Below are 26,401 nucleotides of genomic sequence, written 5' to 3' on the forward strand. Positions count from 1 at the left end.
TTCTGGTTCCTTATTATCCTGGCCGCGCTCCAACTTTAAGGAGACTCTACGATGTCCTTGCCGGAAGCCAAGTCGGAGCGGATCGAGGTTCGGGCGACGCCGGCCATGAACGGGTTGCTGCAGAGCGCCGCGGCTTCGTCACACAAGAATGTCGCCGAGTTTCTGCTGGAGGCTGGCCTTGCTGCTGCCGAAACGACACTGGCCGACCGGCGCGTCTTCCGGCTCGACGATGAGTGCTGGGCCGCCTTTCAGAAAGCGCTCGACCGCCCGATGACAGCCAAGCCGCGTCTCAAGAAGGTGCTTGCCGAGAAGAGCGTGCTCGAGTGAGCGCGAGGCAGCCGAGAAGGTCGACATAACTCATACCAGCGGCCCGATACATAGATCTGTCATAGCGAGCCCCGAAGGAGCGTGGCCATCCAGTGGCACCGGCCTGGATGGCCACGGCGCTCCGCGCCTCGCCATGACGGGTAAGGAACCGAAGAGTTGATCTCAAAGGTCACTGGGATCAGAGCTTGAGCCGATGTTGCCGCATCCGAAACTGCCATACTAGGATCGCAGCGGGATTCGAGAGGTTGTGTCCGGCATCGATCGGCGCTACCGCAGGGAAGATGAGACAAGGGAAGGGCGCCGTCGATGCTGCTTCGTGATCACTCCGGCCGTCAGGAACTCGGCGCATGACCCGATCCTCGCGGCGGTTGGGCACAGCCTCCCTGGCCGGGTTGCCGGCATCGGTGGCGCGGCCGGGCTATGACCGCGACGCGGTCGCCACCGGCATCGTCCATCTCGGCATCGGCGCCTTCCACCGCGCCCACCAGGCGGTCTGCACCGACGACGTGCTGGCGGCGGGCGACCGGCGCTGGGGCATCCTCGGCGCCAGCCTGCGCAGCCCCGACACGCGCGACGCGCTGGTGCCCCAGGACGGGCTCTACACCCTGTCGGTGCGCGACAGCGACGGCGAGGCGCTGCGCGTGATCGGCGCGGTCCGCGACGTGCTGGTGGCGCCGGAGAATCCGGCCGCGCTGATCGACGCGCTGTGCCGGCCTTCGGTGGCCATTGCCAGCCTGACCGTGACCGAGAAGGGCTACTGCCACGACCCGGCCACCGGCCGGCTGGACGAGAGCCACCCCGACATCGTCCACGACCTGGCCCATCCCGGGGCGCCGCGCTCGGCCATCGGCATCCTGGCGCGGGCGATCGCCCGCCGCCGGGCGGAGGGGCTGGCGCCCTTCACCCCGCTGTGCTGCGACAACCTGCCGGCCAATGGCCGCACCCTGCACCGCATCCTGTCGCGCTTCGCCGCGCTGGTCTCGCCCGATCTTGGCGCCTATGTCGAGGGCGAGATCGCCTGCCCCGAGACCATGGTCGACCGCATCGTGCCGGCCACCACCGACGAGGATCGCGGCCGGATCGCCGCGGCCCTCGGGGTCGAGGATGCCTGGCCGATCGTCACCGAGCCCTTCCTGCAATGGGTGATCGAGGACCGCTTCCTGTCCGGCCGCCCGGCCTGGGAGGCGGCTGGGGCGACGCTGGTGTCCGAGGTCGCGCCTTATGAGACGATGAAGCTGCGGCTGCTCAACGGCAGCCACTCCTCGCTGGCCTATCTCGGCTACCTCTCCGGCTGCGAGACGGTGGCGGCGGCGATGGCGGAGCCGGGGATCGCCGCCTTCGTCGCGGCGCTGATGGAAGATTCCACCCCGACGCTGACCCTGCCGCCCGGCGCCGATGTGGCGGGCTACAAGCGCTCGCTGATCGACCGCTTCCGCAACACGGCGCTGAAGCACCGCACCTGGCAGATCGCCATGGACGGGACGCAGAAGCTGCCGCAGCGGCTGCTCGGCACCGTCCGCGACCGGCTGGCGCGGGGACTGCCGGTCGACCGCCACGCCCTCGGCGTCGCCGCCTGGATGCGCTATGTCGCCGGCATCGACGAGGCGGGCAAGCCGATCGACGTCCGCGACCCGCTGGCCGCCGATCTCGCCGCGATCGCGCGCCAGGCCGGGCCGGTGGCGGAGCGCTTGGCGCCGGCGCTGCTCGGCGTCCGCGCCGTGTTCGGCGACGACCTGCCGGGCCAGCCGCAGTTCCGCGCCGCGGTGACCCGTGCCCTCGACGCTCTGTATCATCAGGGCGCCAAGGCGACGGCCGCTTCCTATGCCCTGCTGGAGGGCTGACAACCGGCCTGGGGAGGTCTCTCGCGTCGAATACCTTACCGGGAGGTAAAATATTTTTGGCCGGGATGTCGATTCCCGGTCGGCCCGTTCGTCTTCAGCATGAGAGCCGGCGTTCCGGAGCGGGATGGGCCCCTCCGGAAGCGATCCGGCGCCATGCGGAAGAGGCCCCTATGTCGCAACCGCGGACGGACAATCCCTATCGCTGGGTCATCATCGGTGTCGGCGCGCTCATGACCTGCGTCGGCATCGGCGCGATGTTCTCACTGGCGATCTTTCTGCAGCCGATGGCGGCCGACACCGGCTGGAGCCGCGCCGGCATCTCCAGCGCCATGACCCTCAACTTCCTGGTCATGGGCGCGGCCGGCTTCGCCTGGGGCGCGATCAGCGACCGCATCGGCCCCCGGATCGTGGTGCTCAGCGGCGCGGCGCTGCTGGGGCTGGCCCTGGTCCTGGCCAGCCAGGCCACCACGCTCGCCGCGTTCCAGTTGACCTACGGCACGCTGGTCGGGCTCGCGGCCGGGGCCTTCTTCGCGCCGATGGTGGCCGCCGCCACCGGCTGGTTCCACACCCATCGCGCCCTGGCGGTATCGCTGGTCTCGGCGGGCATCGGCGTGGCGCCGATGACGGTCTCGCCTTTCGCCGCCTGGCTGGTGGCGGCCTATGACTGGCGCACGGCGATGATGGTCATCGGCATCGCCGCCTGGGTCCTGCTGCTGCCGGCCGGGCTGCTGGTGCGCCGGCCACCGGTCGCGGCTGGCGGTGCCGTGGCCCCGGCGCCGTCCGGCGAGATCGGCAACATGTCGGCGGGCAGCGCCTTCCGCACGCCGCAATTCGCGGTCCTGGCGGCGACCTTCTTCCTGTGCTGCGCCGCCCATTCCGGGCCGATCTTCCACATGGTCAGCTACGCCATCACCTGCGGCGTCGCGCCGCTGGCCGCCGTCACCATCTACAGCGTCGAAGGGCTGGCCGGCCTCGGCGGGCGACTGCTGCTCGGCATCCTCGCCGACCGCCTCGGCGTCAAGCGCGTGCTGGTGGCCGGGCTGCTGGTGCAGGCTGTCGTCATCGGCGCCTATCTGTTCGTCGCCAATCTCGGCGAGTTCTACCTTCTGGCCGCGATCTTCGGCACCGCCTATGGCGGCGTGATGCCACTCTACGCCGTGCTGGCACGCGAGTATTTCGGCCAGGCCGCGATGGGCACCGTGTTCGGCGCGGTGACCATGGCCTCCAGCATCGGCATGGCGCTGGGGCCCCTGGCCGGTGGCTGGGTGTTCGACACCTTCAGCGTCTACAACTGGCTGTTCATCGGATCGTTCGGCATCGGGCTCGCGGCCGTCGTCATCGCGCTGGCCTTCCCGCCCCTGCCGTCGCGGCAAAGCCGGCAGCTCCAGCCGGCGTAAGCGTCGGACGCGCCGTCCCCATCCTGCATGGGGACGGCGCAGCCATCTTCAGGCCGCCGCCCGGTCGCGCGGGCCGATCGGGCGGTCGCCCTTCACCGTGGTGCGGTACAGGGTGCGGGCCAGATGCGGCGGGCAGCCGGTGGCCAGGTGGATGGTGGCGCGGTTGTCCCAGAACACCAGGTCATGCGCCTGCCAGCGGTGCCGGTACTGGAATTGCGGCTGGATCATGTGTGCGAACAGCCGGCGCAGCAGCGCGTCGCTCTGCGGCCGCTCCAGCTCGGTGATGTGGGTGGTGAAGCCCTCATTGACGAACAGCGCCTTGCGGCCGGTGGCGGGGTGGACCCGCACCACCGGATGGGTCACCGGCGGCACCGTCTTGGCCTGGTCCGCGGTCAGGCCGGGCCGCAGCGAGCTCTTGGCCTGCTGCGCCACGTTGCGGGCGCTGTAGTCGTGCACGGCCGTGAGGCCTTCGATCTGCGCCTTGGTGGCGTCGTCCAGCGCGTCATAGGCCGCGGCCATGCTGACGAACAGCGTGTCGCCCTCGACCGGCGGCAGCGTCTGGGCGTGCAGCAGCGATCCCAGGCTCGGCTCGGCCTTGTAAGACAGGTCGGAATGCCAGTAGCGCCCGGCATCGGCCAGGCCCAGCGGCTTACCGTCCTCCCGCGTCTCGTTCGAGACGATCAGGATCTCCGGATGCCCGGCCAAGTGGAAATGGTGCTGCACATGGATCTCCAGCTCGCCGAAGCGGCGGCTGAAAGCGATGTGCTGCTCCGGCGTGATCCGCTGGTCGCGGAACACCACGACCGAGTTCGCCTCGAACAGCGACTTGACCTGGGTGAAGGTGGTGTCGTCCGGCGGGGTGGCGAGGTCGAGCCCGGAGATCTCGAGGCCCAGCAGCCCGGACAGGGGACGGGTGGTGAAGGACATGGCGGCGTTTCCGTTTCCGTCGAACTCAGGGGTTCTGCGTGCCCCAGCGCTCGACGGTGAGCCGGGACAGGGTGCGGAACAAGAGGCTTTCGACCAGCAGGCCGATCAGGATGATGGCCAGGAGGCCGGCGAAGACGTTGGCCGTCTCCAGCTGGTTGCGGTTGACGTAGATGAACCAGCCCAGCCCGCCGGAGCGGGAGGAGACGCCGAAGACCAGCTCGGCGGCGATCAGGGTGCGCCAGGCGAAGGCCCAGCCGATCTTCAGCCCGGCCAGGATCGCCGGGAAGGCGGCCGGCACCAGGATCCGGGCGACATAGGCGGTGCCGCCGAGGCCGAGATTCTGCCCGACCATGGCCAGCGGCCGCGGCACGGCGCGGAAGCCGGAATGGGCGGCCAGCGCCAGTGGCCACAGCACCGAATGGACGATCACGAACAGCAGGCTGGGCGTGCCCAGGCCGAACCACAGCAGCGCGATCGGCAGCAGGGCGATGGCCGGCAGCGGGTTGAACATCGCGGTCAGCGTCGACAGCAGCTCGGCGCCCAGGCGGCTGGCGGTGGCCAGCCCGGCCAGGATCGCCGCCGCGGCCACGCCGATGGCATAGCCCGCCACCAGCACCTGCAGCGAGGCCAGGGTGCGCAGCGGCAGCTCGCCGCTGGCCACGCCCTCGCCGAAGGCCGCCAGGGTGGTCAGGAAGCCGGGCAGCAGCAGCGGGCTGCCGACGATCCGCGCCGTGGCCTCCCACAGCGCCGCCAGCGCCGCCAGGATCAGCAGGCGGCGCCAGGCACCGGTGCCGATCCAACGCCGCACGGGCGCCGCCTCGGCCTTGGCCTGGCGCAGCGGCGATCCGGCCTGCAGCAGGCCCTGATAGTCAACCATCGGCCGTCTCCGAGTGGCCGATCTGGTCGGCGATCAGCCCGCCGATCCGGGCCTCCAGCGCCGCGAAGGCCGGGTCGCCCCGGTCCGGGCCGCGGCCGCCCGGCAGGTCGATGACGGCGCGGATCCGGCCGGGATGCGCGGTCATCACCACGATCCGGCTGCCGACCACGATCGCCTCGTCGATCGCATGGGTGACGAAGATGGTGGTGACGCCGGTGTCGTCGCACAGCGCCAGCAGCTCTTCCTGCATCCGGCGCCGGGTCATGGCGTCCAGCGCGGCGAAGGGCTCGTCCATCAGCAGCACTTCGGGCCGCAGCGCTAATGCGCGGGCGATGGCCACGCGCTGCTTCATGCCGCCCGACAGGGTGCTCGGATATTGGTCGGCAACCCGCGCCAGGCCGACGCGCTGCAGCATGTCGTCGGCGATCGCCTCGGCCTCGGCCCGGCGGGTGCGCTTCGCCCAGGACAGGGCCGCGACCAGGTTGCGCCGCACCGTCAGCCAGGGCAGCAACTGCTCGAAATCCTGCAGCACCATCATCCGGTCGGGCCCGGGGCGCGACACCGGCCGCCCGTCCAGCAGCACCCGGCCGGATGCGGGCGGCAGGAAGCCGCCGATGCTCTTCAGCAAGCTCGACTTGCCGCAGCCGGACGGGCCCAGCAGCACCAGCCGCTCGCCGCGGCGGATCTCCAGGCTGACATCCTCGACCGCCGTCACCGTGCGGCCCTCGACGGCATAGGACAGGGTGACGCCCTCCACCTGCAGGGCAGGGGCCTCAGTCGCGGTATCGATGTTCTGGGCGAGGGCAGGGGCCGCCATCTCAGCTGCCCTGGCGGTCGTGCAGCGGCGGGAAGAACAGGTCGCGCCAGTCGGTCGTGGTGGTCTTGATCTGGCCGATGCGGTGCTGGAACTCGACGAACTTCAGGATGTTCTCGGGCGCCACGGTGTAGCGCGTGTCGGCGGCGGTGATCAGCGCCTCGACGAAGGGCTCCGGCAGCTTCGAGGATTCCGCCGCGATGTACAGCTTGGCGGCCTCGGCCGGATGGGCCTGGATGAACTGGTCGGCGCGGTCCAGCGCGGTGACGATCGCCGCCACCGTCTTCGGGTTCTCGGCATAGAATGCGCCGGTCGCGTAGATCACGTTGAAGGTGTGCGGCCCGCCCAGCACGTCGAAGCTGCTCAGCACCCGATGGATCTTCGAATCCTGCAGCTGCTGGTTCTGGAACGGCGGCGCGCCGAAATTCGCGGTGACCTCCGAGCTGCCGGACAACAGTGCCGCGGTCGCGTCCGGATGCGCCATGCTGACGGTCAGGTCGTCCAGCCTGGTCGCCTGGTCCTCGCCGAAGGCCTGGGCCGCCGCCATCTGCAGCAGCACCGCCTGGAACCCGACCTTCACCGCCGGCAACGCGATCCGGTCCTGGTCGGTGAAGTCGGCCAGCGTCTTCACCTGCGGGTTGCTGGTGGTCAGGTAGATCGGCATCGACCCCAGCGCGGCGATGCCCTTGACGTCGATCGAGCCGCGGGTCTTGGCCCACAGCGTGATCGCCGGCGGCGCCCCGGCCGCGGCAACGTCCAGGCTGCCGGACAGCAGCGCCTCGTTCATCGCCGCGCCGCCGCTGACCTGGATCCACTCGATCTCCGGCGCCGGCAGCCCGGCCTCGGTGACCGCCGCCTCGATCAGCTTCTGCTGCTTGGCCACGATCATCGGCAGGTAGGAGATGCCGAATTGCTGCGCGATCCGCAGCGTCTCGGTCTCGGCCTGCGCCGGGGCGGCCAAGGCGAGCAGCGTCGCGGCTACGACGAGGAGGGACAGGCTGGGGCGCATGGCGGCGATCTCTGGCTGGGCGGCAATAGAACGAAGATTTGGGTGAAAGCCAAAAATATCAATCCAATTCGATTGTGTTATATGTTATATAACATTATATTAATGTTAATATTCTCGTCCGGCTCAGCCCTCGACTCCCGTCTCGATCCTGAACCGATCCCGTTCGACTCTGTAACGAAGCTTATATCCGGCAATAGAATCGCCGAAATCGCTCGCCGGTAATGTGGTGGCTTCTTCAAATGCGGGGAAGATGTCTCTGTCCATTCCCAAATATCTCTTGAGGCGAGGCGGGTCGAGGCGCATCGTTATTTGTGCGGTGCCGATGATTCGGCAGTCGGTTGCCTCTGCGCCGCACCGCCCGACGGCGCTCCATCGATCGGAAGGAGATCCGATGGACATCGTGACGTTGATCATCCAGCTCGTAGCAGGTGCGGTCGGCGGCAACGTGGCCGGCGCCGCGGTCAAGCAATACAGCCTCGGCACGGTCGGCAACTCCATTGCCGGCATCGTCGGCGGCGGCATCGGCGGCCAGATCCTGACGGCGATCGTCCCCAGCCTCGGCGCTGCGGCGGCCGGTGGCAGTCTCGATATCGGCGCGATCATCGGCCAGATCGTCGGCGGCGGTGTCGGTGGCGGCGTCCTGATGGTGATCGTCGGCATCATCAAGCAGATGATGGCCGGCGGGCAGAAGGCGCAGTAGCCCGGTCTGCGGCGCCCGGCCCATCCCCACCCGGCCGGGCGTCGCAATCGGCTTCCCCGCGCCGGCGCCGCTTGCTAGAAGGGCGCCGGACGGGCCTGTAGTTCAGCGGTTAGAACCCGCCGCTCATAACGGTGTTGTCGCAGGTTCGAATCCTGCCGGGCCCACCACGCTTCGCCCTTCGGGCTTCGCGTGGCGCAGCCACGCGGAGGCCGTTAGAGCGAAGCAGTGTCCGGCGTAGCGGCAGCGAGGCGAAAGCGAAGACGGACAGCGTGTGGCGTCCTCTGCGCTTCCATTGCGCTCAACTCCCCCGTGCCGCCTCATACAGTGCGATGGCGGCGGCGTTAGAGACGTTCAGGCTGCCGATCGGGCCCTGGGTCGACAATTTGGCCAGCACGTCGCAGGTCTCGCGCGTCAGGTGGCGCAGACCCTCGCCCTCGGCACCCAGCACCAGCGCCACCCGGTCGCCCTGCATCGCCTCGGCCAGGGTCGTCTCGCCCTCCTCGGCCAGGCCGATCCGGCGGAAGCCCCATTCGCCGAGCGATTCGAGGGCCCGGGCCAGGTTCTTCACCCGGGTCAGGGCCACGTGCTCGACCGCGCCCGACGCCGCCTTGGCCATCACCCCGGTGACCTCGGGCGTGTTGCGGTCGGTGACGATCACCGCCAGCGCGCCGAACGCCGCGGCGGAGCGCAGGATGGCGCCGATGTTGTGCGGGTCGGTCACCTGGTCCAGCACCACCACCACGCTGCGCCCCTGCGTCGCGTCGCGCAGCTCCGCCTCGCGGCCGAGATCGTCGATGTCCGGCGCGTCCAGCGGCTTGACCTCGATCGCGATGCCCTGGTGCACGGCGCCTTTGAGGAAGCGGTCCATCAGGGCGCGATCGACGATCTCCGGCGCCGGGCGGTCGATGCCGGCCTCGGCCGCCTGTGCCAGCGCGTCGGACAGATTCGCCAACCCGGCCTCGGTGCATTGCACCCGGGTGATCTCCCGCTCCGGATTCAGGATCGCGGCGACGGCGGCGTGGACGCCATAGAGGTAGCGGTCGGGCTCGCGCGCCGGCGGCCGTCCGTCGGGGGCGCGGCCGCCGGGGCCGCGCTGATCCGGGCGCTGGCCCTGGTGTGGGCTGGGCCGCGGGGCGTGGGACGCGGCGGGGTGGGGCGGGCGGTTCTGGGGTGTGCGGGTCATCGCCGTCCTGTGCGCTGTGAGGCGGGCGGGGTCAAGTTTACGATTTTCGCATCACGCATGCTTGACTTCCGCGCAGGGATGTCGATATTCCGCCCCGCCATTCGCCGAGCCGTGCGGCGAAGCCCTTTGGAGGGGTGGCCGAGTGGTTAAAGGCAGCAGACTGTAAATCTGCCCGCATAGCGTACGCTGGTTCGAATCCAGCCCCCTCCACCAAAGCCCGCTTGGCTTCGATGTCACGGTCGAGGACATGGCGCGTCCCGGACCACCGGGCGGGTGTAGCTCAATGGTAGAGCAGCAGCCTTCCAAGCTGAATACGAGGGTTCGATTCCCTTCACCCGCTCCAGTCCGAGGATCCACAGGTCCCAACCGCGAACGAATTAGGGTTTCCAGAGAATGGCGAAGGCGAAGTTTGAGCGGACGAAGCCGCACTGCAACATCGGCACGATCGGTCACGTGGACCATGGCAAGACGTCGCTGACGGCGGCGATCACGAAGGTGCTTGCGGAGACGGGCGGGGCGACGTTCACGGCGTACGACCAGATCGACAAGGCGCCGGAAGAGAAGGCGCGCGGGATCACGATCTCGACGGCGCATGTGGAGTACGAGACGGCGAACCGTCACTACGCGCATGTGGACTGCCCGGGCCACGCCGACTACGTGAAGAACATGATCACGGGCGCGGCGCAGATGGACGGCGCGATCCTGGTGGTGTCGGCGGCCGACGGCCCGATGCCGCAGACCCGCGAGCACATCCTCTTGGCCCGCCAGGTCGGCGTGCCGGCGCTGGTGGTGTTCCTGAACAAGGTCGACATGGTCGACGATCCGGAGCTCTTGGAGCTGGTCGAGCTCGAGGTGCGCGAGCTGCTGAGCTCGTACGACTTCCCTGGCGACGACATTCCGATCGTGCCGGGCTCGGCGCTGGTGGCGCTGGAGGACGGCGACAAGAAGCTGGGCCACGACGCGATCCTGGAGCTGATGGCCCGGGTGGACGCGTACATCCCGCAGCCGGAGCGTCCGAAGGACAAGCCGTTCCTGATGCCGATCGAGGACGTGTTCTCGATCTCGGGCCGCGGCACGGTGGTGACGGGGCGGATCGAGCGCGGCATCGTGAAGGTGGGTGAGGAAATCGAGATCGTCGGTCTGAAGCCGACGGTGAAGACGACCTGCACCGGCGTCGAGATGTTCCGCAAGCTCTTGGACCAGGGCGAGGCGGGCGACAATGTCGGCGCGCTGCTGCGCGGCACCAAGCGCGAGGAGGTCGAGCGCGGCCAGGTTCTGGCCAAGCCGGGCTCGATCACGCCGCACACCGAGTTCAAGGCCGAGGCGTACATCCTGACGAAGGAAGAGGGCGGCCGTCACACGCCGTTCTTCACCAACTACCGTCCGCAGTTCTACTTCCGGACGACGGATGTGACCGGAGTGGTGGAGCTGCCGGAAGGCACCGAGATGGTGATGCCGGGCGACAACATCTCGATGAAGGTCACGCTGATCGCGCCGATCGCCATGGATGAGGGCCTGCGCTTCGCCATCCGCGAAGGCGGCCGCACCGTCGGCGCCGGCGTCGTCGCCTCCATCATCAAGTAAGTCGGCATCAAGTAAGTCGGGTGTCGCGCATGCGGCATCCGATTGCGACAATGCGGAAGGGCGGGGATCTCCCCGCCCTTTCGTCGTCTAAGATGGGCCCATGGTGATCCGTCTCGACCGCGACGCGCCGCTGCAGACCCAGCTCTACGACCAGCTCAAGGCGTCGATTCTGAGCGGCGACGCGGCGCCGGGCACCCGGCTGCCGTCCTCCCGCGCTCTGGCCGATCAGTTCGCGATCGCGCGAAACACCGTGCTGCAGGCCTATGAGCAGCTGCTGGCCGAGGGCTATCTCGAAAGCCGGCCGGGCGCCGGCACCTTCGTCGGCGCGGCGCTGCCGGCCGGGCCCGCGCCACGCCCCATGGCCGCCGCGATTCCGGCCGAGGCGCATCGCGCACCCCGGCTGTCGCGCTACAGCGAGCGGCTGCGTGGCCTCGACATCGACAGCCTGACCCGCCGCGGCGGCCTGCGCTACAGCTTCCACTACGGCACCGTCAGCGCCGCCGACTTCCCGGCCGACATCTGGCGCCGGCTGCTGCTGCGCGAGATCCGCCGCCGCGCCGGCAAGCCCTATCTCTACGAGAACCCGCAAGGCCTGCCGGAGCTGCGGGCCGCGCTGTCCGACTATCTCGCCCGGGCCCGGGCGGTGCGGGCGCTGCCGGAGCAGATCCTGGTCGTCAACGGCTCGCAGCAGGCGGTGGACCTGGCCCTGCGGGTGCTGGTCGACCCCGGCGACACCGTGGTGGTCGAGGATCCCGGCTACAGCGGCGCCCGGCTGGCGGTGGAGGCGATCGGCGCCCGGCTGCTACCGGTGCCGGTCGATGCCGACGGGCTCGACACCGTCCAACTGCCGCCGCCCGAGGCCGGGGCCCGGCTGGCCCACGTCACCCCCGGCCACCAGTTCCCGACCGGCGGGGTGATGCCGGCGGCGCGCCGCCTGGCCCTCCTGGACTGGGCCGAGCGTGGCGGCACCTATGTGTTCGAGGACGATTACGACAGCGAGTACCGCTACGAGGGCCGGCCGGTCGAATCGCTGCAGGCGCTCGACCGTGCCGGGCTGGTGATCTATTCCGGCACCGTGTCCAAGGTGCTCTCGCCCGGGCTGCGCCTCGGCTACATGGTGCTGCCGCCGGAGCTGGTGGAGCCGTTCCTGCGGGCCAAGCAGCTGACCGACCGGCACACCGCTTCGCTCGACCAGGCGGTGTTCGCCCATCTCATCCGCGACGGCCATTTCGAACGCCACATCCGCCGCACCCGCCGCCGCAACCAGCGCCGCCGCGATGCGCTGGTGGCGGCGCTGCAGTCGGCTTTCGGCGCCGCGGTGCTGATCGAGGGGGCGAGGGTCGGGCTGCATCTGGTGGTCCGCTTCCGCGACATCCCGGCCGCCCTCGCCGGCAGCGTCGCCGAGGCGGCGGCACTGCGCTCGGTCGGCATCGTCCCGACGGAGACCGGCGCCGGGAAACGGGATGCGGGCGCCGGCTTCCTGATGGGCTACGCCGCGCTGGAGGAGCCGGACATCCGCCGGGGCGTCGCCCTGCTGCACGAGGTGGTGCAGTCCTTCCGCCGCGGCGGCGCAGCCTGACTGGACCCATTGTTTCCGGAGAAATCTGAATCCACCGACCGGGAGGCTGGTTCTAGCCGTGGACGAACTGGCCCCATGAAATTGCCGGTTTGGTGGATCTTCTCCGACCAGTGCCGGCGGCCTAGCGTTCAGGCCACTTCCTTCGGAGACAGCCCATGACCGCCAACGGTACCAACGGAACCCATTCCCCGCAGGCCCTGCGCCTGAAGACCGGCCTGGCCGAGATGCTCAAGGGCGGCGTCATCATGGATGTCACCGATGCGCGCCAGGCCGAGATCGCCGAGCGCGCCGGTGCCGTCGCGGTGATGGCGCTGGAGCGGGTGCCGGCGCAGATCCGGGCCGAGGGCGGCGTCGCCCGCATGGCCTCGCCGGTCAAGATCCGCGAGATCATGGGCACGGTGTCGATCCCGGTGATGGCCAAGTGCCGCATCGGCCACTTTGCCGAGGCCCAGGTGCTGCAGTCGCTCGGCGTCGACTTCATTGATGAATCCGAGGTGCTGACCCCGGCGGATGAGGCGCACCACGTCGACAAGCAGGCTTTCGCCACCCCCTTCGTCTGCGGCGCCCGCAACCTGGGCGAGGCGCTGCGCCGGATCGCCGAGGGCGCGGCGATGATCCGCACCAAGGGCGAGGCCGGCACCGGCGACGTGGTCCATGCGGTGCAGCATCTGCGCCAGATCAGCCGGGACATCCGCGGCCTGACCGTGCTGCGGCCGGAGGAGCTGTACGCCACCGCCAAGGAGCTGGGCGCGCCGTACGAGCTGGTGCGGCTGGTGGCCGAGACCGGCCGGCTGCCGGTGCCGAACTTCTCGGCCGGCGGCATCGCCACCCCGGCCGACGCCGCGCTGGTGCGGCAGCTGGGGGCGGAGGCGGTGTTCGTCGGCTCCGGCATCTTCATGCAGGATTCGCGGTCCTTCGCCGAGCCGCAGGAGGCCGAACGCCGCGCCCGCGCCATCGTCCGTGCCACCACCCACTACGAGGATGCGGCGATCCTGGCCGAGGCCAGCGCCGAGTGCCAGGGCGCCATGAAGGGCCTGGCGGCGGCGGCGCTCGACCCCGCCCAGATGCTGCAGACCCGCGGATGGTGAGCGGGGAGGCCATGGCGTGGACGGACGCTGCCGGCACGCCACGCATCGGCGTGCTGGCGCTGCAGGGCGACTTCGAGGCCCATGCCAGGGCGCTGCGCGAGGCCGGGGCGGAGGCCGTCCCGGTGCGCCTGCCGGCCCATCTCGCCGCCCTCGCCGGGCTGGTGATCCCGGGCGGCGAGTCGAGCACGCTGCTCAAGCTGGCGGCGCGCGACGGGATGTTCGAGGCGCTCGGCCGCTTCGCCCGGACGATGCCGGTGTTCGGCACCTGCGCCGGCTGCATCCTGCTGGCCCGCCGGGTGCTGCGGCCGGAGCAGGCGAGCCTCGGCGCGCTCGACGCCACGGTCGAGCGCAACGCCTATGGAAGGCAGATCGACTCGGCGATCCTGGAGAGCCCGACCACGCTGCCCGGCGGGCCGCTGGAGACGGTCTATATCCGGGCGCCGCGCATCGCCGCGATCGGCCCCGGCGTCGAGGTGCTGGCGGAGCGGGGCGGCGACCCGGTGCTGGTGCGCCAGGGCCGGCTCTTGGCTGCGACCTTCCACCCCGAGCTCTCCGCCGACCGGCGGGTGCACCGGCTGTTCCTGGACATCGTGGCCGGCGCCGGAAGCGGGGCGGAGCGGGCGGCCTGCGAGAAATCCGACGGCGCCTCCGAACAGGGTGTTGATTCTGCCGGGCGCTTCCGCTACAAGGCCGTTCGCTCCGCGGTCAGGGCGGCGAGCGTGCCTCGTCGTGTTCCTGAAGGCAGGGCGGTCCCCGGAGGAGTGTAGCTCAATTGGTAGAGCGTCGGTCTCCAAAACCGAAGGCTGGGGGTTCGAGACCCTCCACTCCTGCCACGCCCGCCTGACCGGCGATTTGATTGGTAGACATGGCCAAGACCAGCCCCGTCCAGTTCTTCAGGCAGGTCCGGCAGGAGACCGCGAAGGTCACCTGGCCGACACGGAAGGAGACCGCGATCACCACCGGCATGGTGTTCGTGTTCGTCACCCTCATGTCGATCTTCTTCCTGCTGGTCGACTGGGTCGCCGGCTGGGCGGTGACCTCCGTCATCGGCATGGGGAGCTGACCCATGGCGATGCGCTGGTACGTGCTGCACGTCTATTCGAATTTCGAGAAGAAGGTCGCGGAGTCGATCCGCGAGCAGGCCGACCAGAAGGGCCTGTCCGACCATTTCGAGCAGATCGTGGTGCCGACCGAGGAGGTCGTCGAGATCCGCCGCGGCCAGAAGGTCAACACCGAGCGCAAGTTCTTCCCGGGCTATGTGCTGCTCAAGATGGAGCTGTCCGACCGGGCCTGGCATCTGGTCAAGAACACGCCGAAGGTCACCGGCTTCCTCGGGTCCGGCAACAAGCCGATCCCGATCAGCGAGACCGAGGCGATGCGGATCATGCAGCAGGTCCAGGAAGGCGTGGAGCGGCCGAAGCCGTCCATCACCTTCGAGATCGGCGAGACGGTGCGCGTGGCCGACGGTCCCTTCACCAGCTTCAACGGCGTGGTGGAAGAGGTGGACGAGGAGCGGTCGCGGCTCAAGGTCGCGGTCTCGATCTTCGGCCGTGCGACTCCGGTGGAGCTAGAGTACACGCAGGTCGAGAAAGTTTCGTGACGGTCCGCTGATCGTCGTCGGATACCCCGCGCTCCAGGGCGCGGGGAAACGGTGCGGGAGACCCTCCCGGGAAGTCCTCCGGGGGTCGTGACCGCGCTTCCCAATCCCTCCGGTTCCGCCGGAGGGATCAGTTGTTGAGGGATATGAGATGGCAAAGAAGGTCGTAGGACAGATCAAGCTGCAGGTGCCCGCGGGCGCCGCCAACCCATCGCCGCCGATCGGTCCGGCGCTGGGCCAGCGCGGTCTGAACATCATGGAGTTCTGCAAGGCGTTCAACGCGCTGACCCAGAATCTCGAGAAGGGGATGCCGATCCCGGTCGTGATCACGGCCTATGGCGATCGGACGTTCACCTTCGTCACCAAGACGCCGCCGAACACCTATTTCATCAAGAAGGCCGCGGGGCTCGACAAGGGCAGCCAGACGCCCGGCAAGGGCGCCACGGTCGGCAAGATCACGATGAAGCAGATCCGCGACATCGCCGAGATCAAGATGAAGGATCTCAACGCGAACGACGTCGACGCGGCTGCCCAGATGATCAAGGGCTCCGCCCGATCGATGGGCATCGAGGTGGTGGAGTAATCGGCATGGCCAAGATTTCCAAGCGCATGCGCGCCGTCACCAAGGGCCTGAACCCCGAGGCGACCTACGAGCTGGCCCAGGCGGTCAAGATGCTGAAGGCGTCGGCCACGGCGAAGTTCGACGAGACCGTCGAGATCGCGATGAACCTCGGCGTCGATCCGCGCCACGCCGACCAGATGGTCCGCGGCGTCGTCCAGCTGCCGAACGGCACCGGCAAGACCGTCCGCGTCCTGGTGTTCGCCCGCGCCGACAAGGCCGAGCAGGCCCTGGCCGCCGGGGCCGACATCGTCGGCGCCGACGATCTCGCCAAGGAGATCCTCGAAGGCCGGATGGATTTCGACCGCTGCATCGCCACCCCGGACATGATGGGTGTGGTCGGTCGCCTCGGTAAGGTGCTGGGCCCGCGCGGCCTGATGCCGAACCCCAAGCTCGGCACAGTCACCCCGGACGTCGCCGGCGCGGTCAAGGCCGCCAAGGGCGGCGCCGTGGAGTTCCGGGCCGAGAAGGCGGGCATCATCCATGCCGGCGTCGGCAAGGCCAGCTTCACGGAAGAGGCGCTGGTCGGCAACATCCGCGCCTTCGTCGAGGCGATCCAGCGCGCCAAGCCCAGCGGGGCGAAGGGCACCTACCTGAAGAAGGTGACCGTCACCTCGACCATGGGCCCGGGCTACAAGCTGGACCTGCCGAAGCTGCACGAGGGCGCCGGCGCCTGAGGAATACGCTGCCCGTAAGGGTGGCGGCGCGCCCGAAGGGCGCTGCTTTAGGGATACGTCGCCCGGTGACGGGCGACGCCAGGGTGGGGCCTCGGCCCTGCCCGAACCTGTCCGAGACTGCAGGGGCGTCGCGAGGCGCTTAAAACCCACCTGCATAGACGGGAGTCGAACCCAATCAACGGCGGCGGCCGGGCTTCGGCCCGGGCGCCGCGCGGGGCTTGGACTTCTGGGACAGGAGAGCGGATCGGCACCGGACCCAACCTCATCTCGAGGGCGGGCCCAAGGACCGGTCCAGTGTGGACTGGGGTCCCCTTCCGGCAATGGCTGGGGCGGGATCCCGACAACGGAGGCGATCCGTGAACCGAACACAAAAGACCGAGAAGATCGCCGCGCTGCAGGAGTCGTTCCGGACGGCGTACACGGTCGTCGTCACCCGCCAAGGCGGGATGACGGTGGCCGAGTCGACCGATCTCCGGCGGCAGATGCTCGCGGCGGGGGCCTCGTTCCGCGTGACCAAGAACCGGCTCGCCCGCATCGCCCTTCAGGGCACCCAGTTCGAGCATCTGGCCGATCTGTTCACCGGCCCGACCGCCATCGCGTTCTCCCAGGACGCGGTCGCGGCGGCGAAGGTGGCGGTCGAATACGCCAAGAAGAACGAGAAGCTGCAGATCATCGGCGGCGGTCTCGGTCCTCAGCTGCTCGATCAGAAGGGTGTCGAGGCTCTCGCTGCGCTGCCGTCGCTCGACGAGCTGCGCGCGAAGCTGGTGGGCATGATCCAGACTCCGGCGACCCGTATCGCCGGTGTTCTGCAGGCTCCGGCCGGGCAGCTCGCCCGCGTCTTCGGGGCCTATGCCAAGAAGGACGAGGCGGCATAGAGCCGCACCTGTTGAATCCGTACCCAGAAGACCCAAGTTTTAGGAGAACGAAATGGCTGATCTTGCAAAGCTGGTCGACGATCTGTCGAGCCTGACGGTCCTCGAGGCCGCCGAGCTGTCGAAGCTGCTCGAGGAGAAGTGGGGCGTGTCCGCCGCTGCTCCCGTTGCGGCTGCGGCTGCTCCGGCCGCTGCTGCTGCCGCTCCGGCGGAAGAGCAGACCGAGTTCAACGTCATCCTGACGGAAGCCGGCGAAAAGAAGATCAATGTGATCAAGGAGGTCCGTGCGATCACCGGCCTCGGCCTCAAGGAGGCCAAGGACCTCGTCGAGGGCGCGCCCAAGCCTGTCAAGGAAGGCGTGTCGAAGGACGAGGCCGCCAAGATCAGGAAGCAGCTCGAAGAAGCCGGCGCCAAGGTCGACGTCAAGTAAGACCCGCGTGGCACTTCAGGCTGTTTTGTCGTTGTAGTCCGGGCGCGGCCGATCCCTCGGGGTCGGCCGCGAACGGGCGTTTGTGTTCCGTACCTGTTCGGCATTTGTTGGAAACGAGGGGCTCACATGGCTCAGACCTTCACCGGCCGTAAGCGCGTCCGCAAGAGTTTCGGGCGGATTCCCGAGGTCGCCCAAATGCCAAACCTGATCGAGGTGCAGCGCAGCTCCTACGATCAGTTCCTGCAGATGAATATCAAGCCGGCGGCCCGGGCCGTGGTCGGCCTGCAGGAGGTGTTCCGGTCGGTGTTCCCGATCAAGGACTTCTCTGAACGCGCCGAGCTCGATTTTGTTTCGTATGAGCTGGAAGAGCCGAAATACGACGTCGAGGAGTGCCAGCAGCGGGGCATGACCTTCGCCGCGCCGCTCAAGGTGACGCTGCGCCTGACCGTGTTCGATGTCGAGGAGGATACGGGCCTGCGCTCGATCCGCGACATCAAGGAGCAGGACGTCTACATGGGCGACATGCCGCTCATGACGGCGAACGGCACCTTCATCATCAACGGCACCGAGCGCGTCATCGTCAGCCAGATGCACCGCAGCCCGGGCGTGTTCTTCGACCATGACCGCGGCAAGACCCATTCCTCGGGCAAGTACCTGTTCGCCGCCCGCGTCATCCCCTATCGCGGCTCCTGGCTCGACTTCGAGTTCGATGCCAAGGACCACATGTATGTCCGCATCGACCGCCGTCGCAAGCTGCCGACCACGACGCTGCTGATGGCGCTGGATTCGGCCGAGACCGCCGCGCTGCGCCAGGCGCGGGCGAAGGAAGGCCGCGGCCTGCAGCCATACGAGGCGCAGGGCATGAGCCGGGAGGAGATCCTCGGCTTCTTCTACGACGACGTCGCCTACACGCGTGCCAAGGACGGCTGGAAGACCGCCTTCGACGCGGAGCGGCTGAAGGGCGTCAAGCTGACGGCCGACCTGGTCGACGCCGCCTCGGGCGAGGTGGTGGCCCCGGTCGACACCAAGATGACGCCGCGCGTCATCAAGAAGCTGGTTGAGCAGGGCGTCACCGAGATCCTGGTTCCGGCCGAGGACGTGGCCGGCCGCTACCTGGCCGGCGACGTGATCGACGAGAAGACCGGCGAGGTCTTCTTCGAGGCCGGCGACGAGGTCACCCAGGCCGTTCTCGACCTGTTCGAGGAGAAGGGCTTCGACACCCTGACCGTGCTCGCCATCGACCACGTCAATGTCGGCCCGTATGTCCGCAGCACCCTGGCGATCGACCGCAATGCTTCCCGCGAGGATGCGCTGATCGACATCTACCGGGTCATGCGCCCGGGCGAGCCGCCGACGCTGGAGAGCGCCGAGGCGCTGTTCAACGGCCTGTTCTTCGACCAGGAGCGCTACGACCTCTCGGCCGTCGGCCGGGTGAAGATGAACGCGCGCCTGGGCTTCGAGACCGACGACCAGCTCCGCGTCCTGCGCAAGACCGACGTCCTCGAGATCCTCAAGATCCTGGTCGGGCTGAAGGACGGCCGCGGCGAGATCGACGACATCGACAACCTCGGCAACCGCCGCGTCCGCTCGGTCGGCGAGCTGATGGAGAACCAGTACCGCGTCGGTCTGCTGCGCATGGAGCGCGCGATCCGCGAGCGCATGTCGTCGGTCGACATCGACACGATCATGCCGCACGACCTGATCAACGCGAAGCCGGCGGCGGCGGCGGTGCGGGAGTTCTTCGGCTCCTCGCAGCTCAGCCAGTTCATGGACCAGACCAACCCGCTGTCCGAGATCACGCACAAGCGGCGCCTCTCGGCCCTCGGGCCGGGCGGTCTGACCCGTGAGCGCGCGGGCTTCGAGGTGCGCGACGTGCATCCGACCCATTACGGCCGGATCTGCCCGATCGAGACGCCGGAAGGCCCGAACATCGGCCTGATCAACTCGCTCGCCACCTATGCCCGGGTGAACAAGTACGGCTTCATCGAGAGCCCCTACCGCAAGATGGCGGACGGCCGCGTCACCAACGAGGTCATCTACCTCTCGGCGATGGAGGAGAGCCGCTACACCATTGCTCAGGCGAATGCCGAGCTGGACGCGGAAGGCCGCTTCGTCGGCGACCTCGTGTCGTGCCGCCAGGGCGGCGACTACATCATGTCGAAGCCGGAATCGATCGACCTGGTCGACGTCTCGCCGAAGCAGATCGTCTCGGTGGCCGCGGCGCTGATCCCGTTCCTCGAGAACGACGACGCCAACCGCGCGCTGATGGGCTCGAACATGCAGCGCCAGGCGGTGCCGCTGGTGCGTGCCGACGCGCCTTTGGTCGGCACCGGCATGGAGGGCACGGTCGCCCGTGACTCGGGCGTCACCATCGTCGCCCGCCGCGCCGGCGTGATCGACACGGTCGACGCCACCCGCGTCGTGGTGCGGGTGACCGACACCGAGGGCGCGGTCTCGACCGTCGACATCTACAACCTGCTGAAGTTCCAGCGCTCGAACCAGAGCACCTGCATCACCCAGCGGCCGCTGGTGAAGGTCGGCGACCGCGTGGCCAAGGGCGACATCATCGCCGACGGCCCGTCGACCGAGCTCGGCGAGCTCGCGCTCGGCCGCAACGTGCTCGTCGCCTTCATGCCCTGGAACGGCTACAACTTCGAGGACTCGATCCTCATCTCCGAGCGCATCGTCAAGGACGACGTCTTCACCTCGATCCACATCGAGGAATTCGAGGTGATGGCGCGCGACACCAAGCTCGGCCAGGAGGAGATCACCCGCGACATCCCGAATGTCGGTGAAGAGGCGCTGCGCCATCTCGACGAGGCGGGCATCGTCTACATCGGCGCCGAGGTGAAGCCGGGCGACATCCTGGTCGGCAAGGTCACGCCGAAGGGCGAGAGCCCGATGACGCCGGAGGAGAAGCTGCTTCGCGCCATCTTCGGCGAGAAGGCGTCCGACGTCCGCGACACCTCGCTGCGCCTGCCGCCGGGCGTCACCGGCACGATCGTCGAGGTGCGGGTGTTCTCGCGCCGCGGCGTTGACAAGGACGAGCGCGCGTTGGCGATCGAGCGGGCCGAGATCGAGCGGCTGGCCAAGGACCGCGACAGCGAGCGCGCGATCCTGGAGCGCAGCTTCTTCGCCCGCCTGAAGGAGCTGCTGCTGGGGCAGACCTCGGTCTCCGGTCCGAAGGGCTTCGCCACCGGCGGCGAGATCGGCGAGGCGCATCTGAAGGACTTCAGCCGCGGCCAGTGGCGCCAGATCACCATCGCCGACGAGGCGCGCATGGCCGATATCGAGGCCATGGGTCGTCACTTCGACGACCAGGTGAAGGCGCTGGAGGCCCGGTTCGACAACAAGGTCGAGAAGCTGCAGCGCGGCGACGAGCTGCCGCCCGGCGTGATGAAGATGGTCAAGATCTTCGTCGCGGTGAAGCGCAAGCTGCAGCCCGGCGACAAGATGGCCGGCCGCCACGGCAACAAGGGCGTCGTGTCCAAGATCATGCCGATCGAGGACATGCCGTATCTTGAGGACGGCACCCATGTCGACCTGGTGCTCAACCCGCTCGGCGTGCCCAGCCGCATGAATGTCGGCCAGATCCTGGAGACCCATCTCGGTTGGGCTGCGGCCGGCATCGGCCGCCAGATCGGCGAGGTCGTCGACCAGTACCAGGCCCAGGCCAGGCGCGGCGAGGACACCGGCAAGACGGTGAAGGTGCTGCAGGACAAGCTGCAGGACGTCTACGGCAGCGGCCAGTACGACGAGGACATCAAGGATATGTCCACGGACGAGATGGTCGAGATGGCCGGCAATCTCCGCAAGGGCGTGCCGATGGCGACGCCGGTGTTCGACGGCGCCCGCGAGGACGACATCGTCCACATGCTGGAGAAGGCCGGCCTGGCCTCCTCGGGCCAGGTGACGCTGCAGGACGGCCGCACCGGCGAGCAGTTCGCCCGCAAGGTGACCGTCGGCTACATCTACATGCTGAAGCTGCATCACCTGGTGGACGACAAGATCCACGCCCGGTCAATCGGCCCGTACAGCCTGGTCACCCAGCAGCCGCTGGGCGGCAAGGCCCAGTTCGGCGGCCAGCGCTTCGGCGAAATGGAGGTGTGGGCGCTCGAAGCCTACGGCGCGGCGTACACGCTGCAGGAGATGCTGACGGTGAAGTCGGACGACGTGTCCGGCCGCACCAAGGTCTACGAGGCGATCGTCCGCGGCGACGACAACTTCGAGGCCGGCATCCCCGAATCCTTCAACGTGCTGATGAAGGAACTGCGGTCGCTGGGCCTCAATGTCGAGCTCGAGCAGCGCAGCTTCTGATCCGTTTCCGGCGGCCGGTCCGACAGGATCGGCCGTCGTTGAACCCTATACGTCCGTCCCTACCCCCGGGGGAGCAGGTACATGAACGAGTTGATGAATCTCGTCGGCCAGGTCTCGACGCCGCAGAGCTTCGACCAGATCAAGATCCAGATCGCCAGCCCGGAGCGCATCCGCTCCTGGTCCTATGGCGAGATCAAGAAGCCCGAGACGATCAACTACCGGACCTTCAAGCCGGAGCGGGACGGCCTGTTCTGCGCCCGGATCTTCGGTCCGATCAAGGATTACGAGTGCTTGTGCGGCAAGTACAAGCGCATGAAGTACCGCGGCATCATCTGCGAGAAGTGCGGCGTCGAGGTCACGCTGTCGAAGGTCCGGCGCGAGCGCATGGGCCATATCGAGCTGGCCTCGCCGGTGGCGCATATCTGGTTCCTGAAGTCGCTGCCGTCGCGCATCGGCCTGATGGTCGACATGACGCTCAAGGATCTCGAGAAGGTCCTGTACTTCGAGAGCTTCGTGGTGGTCGAGCCCGGCCTGACCGCGCTGAAGAAGAACCAGCTCCTCACCGAGGACGAGTATCTTCGCGCCCAGGACGAGTACGGCGAGGATTCCTTCACCGCCAAGATCGGCGCCGAGGCCCTCAAGGGCATGCTTTCGGGCATGGACCTGGAGGAGCAGCGGGTGCAGGTCCGTGAGGAGCTGCGCGAGACCGGCTCCGAGGCCAAGCGCAAGAAGCTGGTCAAGCGGCTGAAGCTGATCGACGCCTTCCTCGAATCCGGCTCGCATCCGGAGTGGATGGTGCTGGACGTCGTTCCGGTGATCCCGCCGGAGCTGCGCCCGCTCGTCCCCCTGGACGGCGGCCGCTTCGCCACGTCAGACCTGAATGATCTCTATCGCCGCGTCATCAACCGCAACAACCGCCTGAAGCGGCTGATCGAGCTGCGCGCGCCCGACATCATCGTGCGCAACGAGAAGCGCATGCTGCAGGAGGCGGTCGACGCGCTGTTCGACAACGGCCGCCGCGGCCGCGTCATCACCGGCGCCAACAAGCGCCCGCTGAAGTCGATCAGCGACATGCTGAAGGGCAAGCAGGGCCGGTTCCGCCAGAACCTGCTCGGCAAGCGCGTCGACTATTCGGGCCGTTCGGTCATCGTCGTCGGGCCGGAGCTGAAGCTCCACCAGTGCGGCCTGCCGAAGAAGATGGCGCTCGAGCTGTTCAAGCCGTTCATCTACCACAAGCTCGAACTGTACGGCATGGCGTCCACCATCAAGGCCGCGAAGCGGATGGTGGAGAAGGAGCGGCCGGAGGTCTGGGACATCCTCGAGGAGGTCATCCGCGAGCACCCGGTCCTGCTGAACCGTGCCCCGACGCTGCACCGCCTGGGCATCCAGGCGTTCGAGCCGACCCTGATCGAGGGCAAGGCGATCCAGCTGCACCCGCTGGTCTGCACCGCCTTCAACGCCGATTTCGACGGCGATCAGATGGCCGTGCACGTGCCGCTGGCGCTCGAGGCCCAGCTCGAGGCCCGCGTGCTGATGATGTCGACCAACAACATCCTCAGCCCGGCCAACGGCAAGCCGATCATCGTGCCGTCGCAGGACATCGTCCTCGGCATCTACTACCTGTCGATGGAGCGCAACGACAAGCTCGGCCCGGCGCTGTCGATCGACGGGATCGAGGCGCTGACCTCCGCGATCACCAATGACGACATCATCCTGCAGAACCCGGCCAAGCCGGCGGACGTGGTCGACGCCACCGACATCAAGGCGGTGTTCGAGAAGCTGAAGTCGGGCAAGCTGACCGCCCACCAGATCCCCCGTTTCGCCTCGATCGGCGAGATGGAGCAGGCGATGGCGGCCGGCGTGATCGGCATGCACAGCCGGATCAAGACCCGGTTCAAGACGGTCGACGAGACCGGCCAGGAGATCATCCAGCGCGTCACCACCACGCCGGGCCGGATGCTGCTGTCCGAGATCCTGCCGCGGCACCCGGCGGTGCCGTTCAGCCAGGTCAACCGGCTGTTGACGAAGAAGGACGTCACCAACGTCATCGACATCGTCTACCGCCACTGCGGCCAGAAGGAGACGGTGATCTTCTGCGACCGGCTGATGGGCCTGGGCTTCGCCCATGCCTGCCGCGCCGGCATCTCCTTCGGCAAGGATGACATGGTCATCCCGAAGGCGAAGGAAGAGCTGATCGCCAAGGCGACGCAGCTGGTGAAGGAGTACGAGAACCAGTATCTCGACGGCCTGATCACCCGCGGCGAGAAGTACAACAAGGTGGTCGACGTGTGGTCGAACACCACCGACGAGGTGGCGCGTGAGATGATGGCCGAGATTCAGGCCACGCTCACCGACCCGACCCGGCAGGTGAACTCGGTCTACATGATGGCCCATTCCGGCGCCCGCGGTTCGGCAGCGCAGATCCGGCAGCTCGCCGGCATGCGCGGCCTGATGGCGAAGCCGGACGGGTCGATCATCGAGACGCCGATCATCTCGAACTTCAAGGAAGGCCTGACCGTTCTCGAGTACTTCAACTCGACGCACGGCGCCCGCAAGGGCCTGGCCGACACCGCCTTGAAGACCGCGAACTCCGGCTACCTCACCCGCCGCCTGGTCGACGTCGCCCAGGATTGCGTGGTGGTCGAGGAGGATTGCGGCACCAAGAACGGCATCACCACCGGCGCCGTGATCGACGGTGGCGAGGTGATCGTGCCGCTGGGCGAGCGTCTCCTGGGCCGCTGCGCCGGCGAAGCGGTGCTGCACCCGCTGACCGGTGAGGTCGTGGTCCAGCAGGGCGAGCTGATCGACGAGGCGCTGGTCGAGGCGGTCGAGATCGCCGGCATCGACCGGGTGCTGATCCGGTCGGCCCTGACCTGCGAGACCAAGGGCGGCATCTGCGGCAAGTGCTACGGCCGCGACCTGGCCCGCGGCACCACGGTGAACATCGGCGAGGCCGTCGGCGTCATCGCGGCGCAGTCGATCGGCGAGCCGGGCACCCAGCTGACGATGCGGACGTTCCACATCGGCGGCGCGGCCCAGCGCGGTGCGGAAGCGTCTGCGATCGAGGCGGCGTTCGACGCCAAGGTCCAGATCAAGAACCGCAACGTGGTGAAGAACGGCCAGGGCGTCCTGGTGGTGATGAGCCGGAACTGCGAGCTGCAGCTCGTCGACGGGCAGGGCCGCGAAAAGGCGCGCCATCGTCTGCCCTACGGCGCCAAGCTGCTGGTCGATGACGGCGAGAAGATCGAGCGCGGCCGCAAGATGGCCGAGTGGGATCCGTACACCATGCCGATCATCACCGAGAAGGCGGGCACGGCGACCTATATGGACCTGGTCGAAGGCGTTTCGATCCGCGAGGTCGTCGACGAGCAGACCGGCATCTCGGCCAAGGTGGTGGTCGACTGGCGGCAGCAGCCGCGCGGCGACCAGCTGAAGCCCCGCATCGTCCTGCGCGACGAGAAGGGCGAGGTGATCCGCCTGCCGAACGGCCTGGAGGCGCGCTACTTCCTCTCGGTCGACGCCATCCTGCAGGTCGAGAACGGCGCGCAGGTGCAGGCCGGCGACGTCATGGCCCGTATCCCGCGCGAAGGCTCGAAGACGCGTGACATCACCGGTGGTCTGCCGCGCGTCGCCGAACTGTTCGAGGCCCGCAAGCCGAAGGACTACGCCATCATTTCGGACCTCGATGGCCGGGTCGAGTTCGGCAAGGACTACAAGACCAAGCGGCGCATCGTCGTGCGGCATGAGGAGTCGGGCGAGGAGCGCGAGTACCTCATTCCGAAGGGCAAGCACATCTCGGTGCAGGAAGGCGACTACGTCCTCAAGGGCGACCAGCTGCTGGACGGCAACCCGGTGCCGCACGACATCCTGTCGGTCCTCGGCGTCGAGGCGCTGGCGGACTACCTGGTCAACGAGATCCAGGACGTCTACCGGCTCCAGGGCGTGAAGATCAACGACAAGCACATCGAAGTGATCGTCCGCCAGATGCTGCAGAAGATCGAGGTGACGGAGGTGGGCGACACCACCCTCCTGATCGGCGATCAGGTCGACCGCGAGGATTTCGAGGAAGAGAACGAGAAGACGATCCGCGAGAACCTGCGACCGGCCAAGGGCGTCTCGGTGCTCCAGGGCATCACCAAGGCCTCGCTGCAGACCAAGTCGTTCATCTCGGCGGCCTCGTTCCAGGAGACCACCCGCGTCCTCACCGAGGCGGCGGTCTCCGGCAAGGTCGACGACCTGGCCGGCCTCAAGGAGAACGTCATCGTCGGCCGCCTGATCCCGGCGGGCACCGGCTCGGTGGTCAACCGCCTGCGAGCGATCGCCGGCGAGCGCGACCGGGTCGCCCGGCTGCAGCACGAGGAGCAGGACGGCGAGCCGGCCCTGCCATCGGGCGAAGCCGCCGCCTGATCCGAGGCTAACTCCAAAGAAACCCCCTCCGGTCCGCCGGCGGGGGTTTTTCTTTGCCAGTATCCCGCGCTCTCTCCTGTCATGCCCGGGCTTGACCCGGGCATCCAGAGGATGTCGAAACCCACTGGATTGCCGGGTCAAGCCCGGCAATGACAG

Annotated in this window: 21 protein-coding genes and 4 tRNA genes; 20 read left to right on the top strand and 5 right to left on the bottom strand. The window is 68.2% G+C overall.

Annotated elements, in window-relative coordinates; translation table 11 throughout:
• The first annotated feature begins 51 nt into the window (after positions 1–51).
• The 3 genes from QFZ27_RS14750 (at position 52) to QFZ27_RS14760 (ending at position 3,565) form a co-directional block, all read left to right on the top strand.
• Positions 52–327 (top strand): type II toxin-antitoxin system TacA family antitoxin, encoded by a 276-nt coding sequence (locus QFZ27_RS14750; protein WP_429227147.1) that lies wholly within the window; start codon positions 52–54, stop codon positions 325–327.
• 347 nt (positions 328–674) lie between these two features.
• Positions 675–2,168 (top strand): mannitol dehydrogenase family protein, encoded by a 1,494-nt coding sequence (locus QFZ27_RS14755; protein WP_429227148.1) that lies wholly within the window; start codon positions 675–677, stop codon positions 2,166–2,168.
• Positions 2,169–2,338: 170 nt separating this feature from the next.
• Entirely contained in the window at positions 2,339–3,565 is a 1,227-nt protein-coding gene (locus tag QFZ27_RS14760; protein ID WP_429227149.1) for an MFS transporter, read from the top strand.
• A 48-nt stretch (positions 3,566–3,613) separates the two neighbouring features.
• Here QFZ27_RS14760 and QFZ27_RS14765 read toward each other — a convergent pair whose 3' ends face one another.
• The 4 genes from QFZ27_RS14765 to QFZ27_RS14780 are packed head-to-tail and all read right to left on the bottom strand — an operon-like array spanning position 3,614 to position 7,192.
• A complete protein-coding gene (locus QFZ27_RS14765; RefSeq protein WP_429227150.1) occupies positions 3,614–4,492 on the bottom strand; it encodes a TauD/TfdA dioxygenase family protein in 879 nt (292 codons plus the stop codon).
• Between the two features lie 25 nt (positions 4,493–4,517).
• The gene (locus tag QFZ27_RS14770) at positions 4,518–5,369 is read right to left on the bottom strand and encodes an ABC transporter permease (protein ID WP_429227151.1); all 852 of its coding nucleotides are present in this window, start codon (positions 5,367–5,369) and stop codon (positions 4,518–4,520) included.
• Positions 5,362–6,186, bottom strand: coding sequence for an ABC transporter ATP-binding protein (locus tag QFZ27_RS14775; RefSeq protein ID WP_429227152.1), 825 nt, complete (start codon positions 6,184–6,186; stop codon positions 5,362–5,364). The genes QFZ27_RS14770 and QFZ27_RS14775 overlap by 8 nt, the downstream gene beginning before the upstream one ends.
• A gap of 1 nt (position 6,187) precedes the next feature.
• Positions 6,188–7,192: an ABC transporter substrate-binding protein gene (locus tag QFZ27_RS14780; RefSeq protein WP_429227153.1), complete on the bottom strand. Its 1,005-nt coding sequence runs from the start codon at positions 7,190–7,192 to the stop codon at positions 6,188–6,190.
• Positions 7,193–7,583: 391 nt separating this feature from the next.
• On the opposite strand from QFZ27_RS14780, the gene QFZ27_RS14785 reads away from it, so the two are divergent.
• Complete coding sequence (locus QFZ27_RS14785) at positions 7,584–7,892, top strand: hypothetical protein (RefSeq protein ID WP_429227154.1); 309 nt, start codon at positions 7,584–7,586, stop codon at positions 7,890–7,892.
• 91 nt (positions 7,893–7,983) lie between these two features.
• Positions 7,984–8,059 (top strand) — tRNA-Ile (locus QFZ27_RS14790).
• A gap of 131 nt (positions 8,060–8,190) precedes the next feature.
• On the opposite strand, the gene rlmB is transcribed toward QFZ27_RS14790, so the two are convergent.
• Positions 8,191–9,075 (bottom strand): 23S rRNA (guanosine(2251)-2'-O)-methyltransferase RlmB, encoded by an 885-nt coding sequence (gene rlmB / locus QFZ27_RS14795; RefSeq protein ID WP_429227155.1) that lies wholly within the window; start codon positions 9,073–9,075, stop codon positions 8,191–8,193.
• Between the two features lie 128 nt (positions 9,076–9,203).
• Here rlmB and QFZ27_RS14800 point away from each other — a divergent pair.
• The 15 genes from QFZ27_RS14800 (at position 9,204) to rpoC (ending at position 26,245) form a co-directional block, all read left to right on the top strand.
• Positions 9,204–9,288, top strand: a tRNA-Tyr gene (locus QFZ27_RS14800).
• Between the two features lie 56 nt (positions 9,289–9,344).
• Positions 9,345–9,418: transfer RNA gene (locus QFZ27_RS14805), tRNA-Gly, on the top strand.
• Between the two features lie 50 nt (positions 9,419–9,468).
• The gene (tuf, locus tag QFZ27_RS14810; protein WP_429227156.1) at positions 9,469–10,659 is read left to right on the top strand and encodes an elongation factor Tu; all 1,191 of its coding nucleotides are present in this window, start codon (positions 9,469–9,471) and stop codon (positions 10,657–10,659) included.
• A 100-nt stretch (positions 10,660–10,759) separates the two neighbouring features.
• Positions 10,760–12,238, top strand: coding sequence for a MocR-like pyridoxine biosynthesis transcription factor PdxR (gene pdxR / locus QFZ27_RS14815; protein ID WP_429227157.1), 1,479 nt, complete (start codon positions 10,760–10,762; stop codon positions 12,236–12,238).
• A gap of 155 nt (positions 12,239–12,393) precedes the next feature.
• On the top strand, positions 12,394–13,326 hold the full coding sequence (gene pdxS / locus QFZ27_RS14820; protein ID WP_429227158.1) for a pyridoxal 5'-phosphate synthase lyase subunit PdxS: 933 nt from the start codon (positions 12,394–12,396) through the stop codon (positions 13,324–13,326).
• An 11-nt stretch (positions 13,327–13,337) separates the two neighbouring features.
• On the top strand, positions 13,338–14,093 hold the full coding sequence (gene pdxT, locus QFZ27_RS14825; protein WP_429227159.1) for a pyridoxal 5'-phosphate synthase glutaminase subunit PdxT: 756 nt from the start codon (positions 13,338–13,340) through the stop codon (positions 14,091–14,093).
• Positions 14,084–14,159: transfer RNA gene (locus tag QFZ27_RS14830), tRNA-Trp, on the top strand. The genes pdxT and QFZ27_RS14830 overlap by 10 nt, the downstream gene beginning before the upstream one ends.
• 32 nt (positions 14,160–14,191) lie before the next feature.
• Positions 14,192–14,389: a preprotein translocase subunit SecE gene (gene secE / locus QFZ27_RS14835; RefSeq protein ID WP_429227160.1), complete on the top strand. Its 198-nt coding sequence runs from the start codon at positions 14,192–14,194 to the stop codon at positions 14,387–14,389.
• Positions 14,390–14,392: 3 nt separating this feature from the next.
• Positions 14,393–14,926: a transcription termination/antitermination protein NusG gene (gene nusG / locus QFZ27_RS14840; RefSeq protein WP_429227161.1), complete on the top strand. Its 534-nt coding sequence runs from the start codon at positions 14,393–14,395 to the stop codon at positions 14,924–14,926.
• Positions 14,927–15,074: 148 nt separating this feature from the next.
• A complete protein-coding gene (gene rplK / locus QFZ27_RS14845; RefSeq protein ID WP_429227162.1) occupies positions 15,075–15,506 on the top strand; it encodes a 50S ribosomal protein L11 in 432 nt (143 codons plus the stop codon).
• Positions 15,507–15,511: 5 nt separating this feature from the next.
• A complete protein-coding gene (gene rplA / locus QFZ27_RS14850; protein ID WP_429227163.1) occupies positions 15,512–16,219 on the top strand; it encodes a 50S ribosomal protein L1 in 708 nt (235 codons plus the stop codon).
• A gap of 356 nt (positions 16,220–16,575) precedes the next feature.
• On the top strand, positions 16,576–17,094 hold the full coding sequence (gene rplJ, locus QFZ27_RS14855) for a 50S ribosomal protein L10 (protein ID WP_429227164.1): 519 nt from the start codon (positions 16,576–16,578) through the stop codon (positions 17,092–17,094).
• A 52-nt stretch (positions 17,095–17,146) separates the two neighbouring features.
• On the top strand, positions 17,147–17,521 hold the full coding sequence (rplL, locus tag QFZ27_RS14860) for a 50S ribosomal protein L7/L12 (RefSeq protein ID WP_429227165.1): 375 nt from the start codon (positions 17,147–17,149) through the stop codon (positions 17,519–17,521).
• A gap of 126 nt (positions 17,522–17,647) precedes the next feature.
• On the top strand, positions 17,648–21,838 hold the full coding sequence (rpoB, locus tag QFZ27_RS14865) for a DNA-directed RNA polymerase subunit beta (RefSeq protein WP_429227166.1): 4,191 nt from the start codon (positions 17,648–17,650) through the stop codon (positions 21,836–21,838).
• 81 nt (positions 21,839–21,919) lie between these two features.
• Positions 21,920–26,245 (top strand): DNA-directed RNA polymerase subunit beta', encoded by a 4,326-nt coding sequence (gene rpoC, locus QFZ27_RS14870; RefSeq protein WP_429227167.1) that lies wholly within the window; start codon positions 21,920–21,922, stop codon positions 26,243–26,245.
• The last annotated feature ends 156 nt before the right edge of the window (positions 26,246–26,401 follow it).

Origin of the sequence: Inquilinus ginsengisoli (assembly GCF_050434925.1) — a bacterium.
Classification (GTDB): Bacteria; Pseudomonadota; Alphaproteobacteria; order DSM-16000; family Inquilinaceae; genus Inquilinus; species Inquilinus ginsengisoli_B.

Coding starts and splice junctions, on each gene's coding strand:
- QFZ27_RS14750 (WP_429227147.1), top strand. CDS start 52: ATGTCCTTGCCGGAAGCCAAGTCGGAGCGGATCGAGGTTCGGGCGACG.
- QFZ27_RS14755 (WP_429227148.1), top strand. CDS start 675: ATGACCCGATCCTCGCGGCGGTTGGGCACAGCCTCCCTGGCCGGGTTG.
- QFZ27_RS14760 (WP_429227149.1), top strand. CDS start 2,339: ATGTCGCAACCGCGGACGGACAATCCCTATCGCTGGGTCATCATCGGT.
- QFZ27_RS14765 (WP_429227150.1), bottom strand. CDS start 4,492: ATGTCCTTCACCACCCGTCCCCTGTCCGGGCTGCTGGGCCTCGAGATC.
- QFZ27_RS14770 (WP_429227151.1), bottom strand. CDS start 5,369: ATGGTTGACTATCAGGGCCTGCTGCAGGCCGGATCGCCGCTGCGCCAG.
- QFZ27_RS14775 (WP_429227152.1), bottom strand. CDS start 6,186: ATGGCGGCCCCTGCCCTCGCCCAGAACATCGATACCGCGACTGAGGCC.
- QFZ27_RS14780 (WP_429227153.1), bottom strand. CDS start 7,192: ATGCGCCCCAGCCTGTCCCTCCTCGTCGTAGCCGCGACGCTGCTCGCC.
- QFZ27_RS14785 (WP_429227154.1), top strand. CDS start 7,584: ATGGACATCGTGACGTTGATCATCCAGCTCGTAGCAGGTGCGGTCGGC.
- rlmB (WP_429227155.1), bottom strand. CDS start 9,075: ATGACCCGCACACCCCAGAACCGCCCGCCCCACCCCGCCGCGTCCCAC.
- tuf (WP_429227156.1), top strand. CDS start 9,469: ATGGCGAAGGCGAAGTTTGAGCGGACGAAGCCGCACTGCAACATCGGC.
- pdxR (WP_429227157.1), top strand. CDS start 10,760: ATGGTGATCCGTCTCGACCGCGACGCGCCGCTGCAGACCCAGCTCTAC.
- pdxS (WP_429227158.1), top strand. CDS start 12,394: ATGACCGCCAACGGTACCAACGGAACCCATTCCCCGCAGGCCCTGCGC.
- pdxT (WP_429227159.1), top strand. CDS start 13,338: ATGGCGTGGACGGACGCTGCCGGCACGCCACGCATCGGCGTGCTGGCG.
- secE (WP_429227160.1), top strand. CDS start 14,192: ATGGCCAAGACCAGCCCCGTCCAGTTCTTCAGGCAGGTCCGGCAGGAG.
- nusG (WP_429227161.1), top strand. CDS start 14,393: ATGGCGATGCGCTGGTACGTGCTGCACGTCTATTCGAATTTCGAGAAG.
- rplK (WP_429227162.1), top strand. CDS start 15,075: ATGGCAAAGAAGGTCGTAGGACAGATCAAGCTGCAGGTGCCCGCGGGC.
- rplA (WP_429227163.1), top strand. CDS start 15,512: ATGGCCAAGATTTCCAAGCGCATGCGCGCCGTCACCAAGGGCCTGAAC.
- rplL (WP_429227165.1), top strand. CDS start 17,147: ATGGCTGATCTTGCAAAGCTGGTCGACGATCTGTCGAGCCTGACGGTC.
- rpoB (WP_429227166.1), top strand. CDS start 17,648: ATGGCTCAGACCTTCACCGGCCGTAAGCGCGTCCGCAAGAGTTTCGGG.
- rpoC (WP_429227167.1), top strand. CDS start 21,920: ATGAACGAGTTGATGAATCTCGTCGGCCAGGTCTCGACGCCGCAGAGC.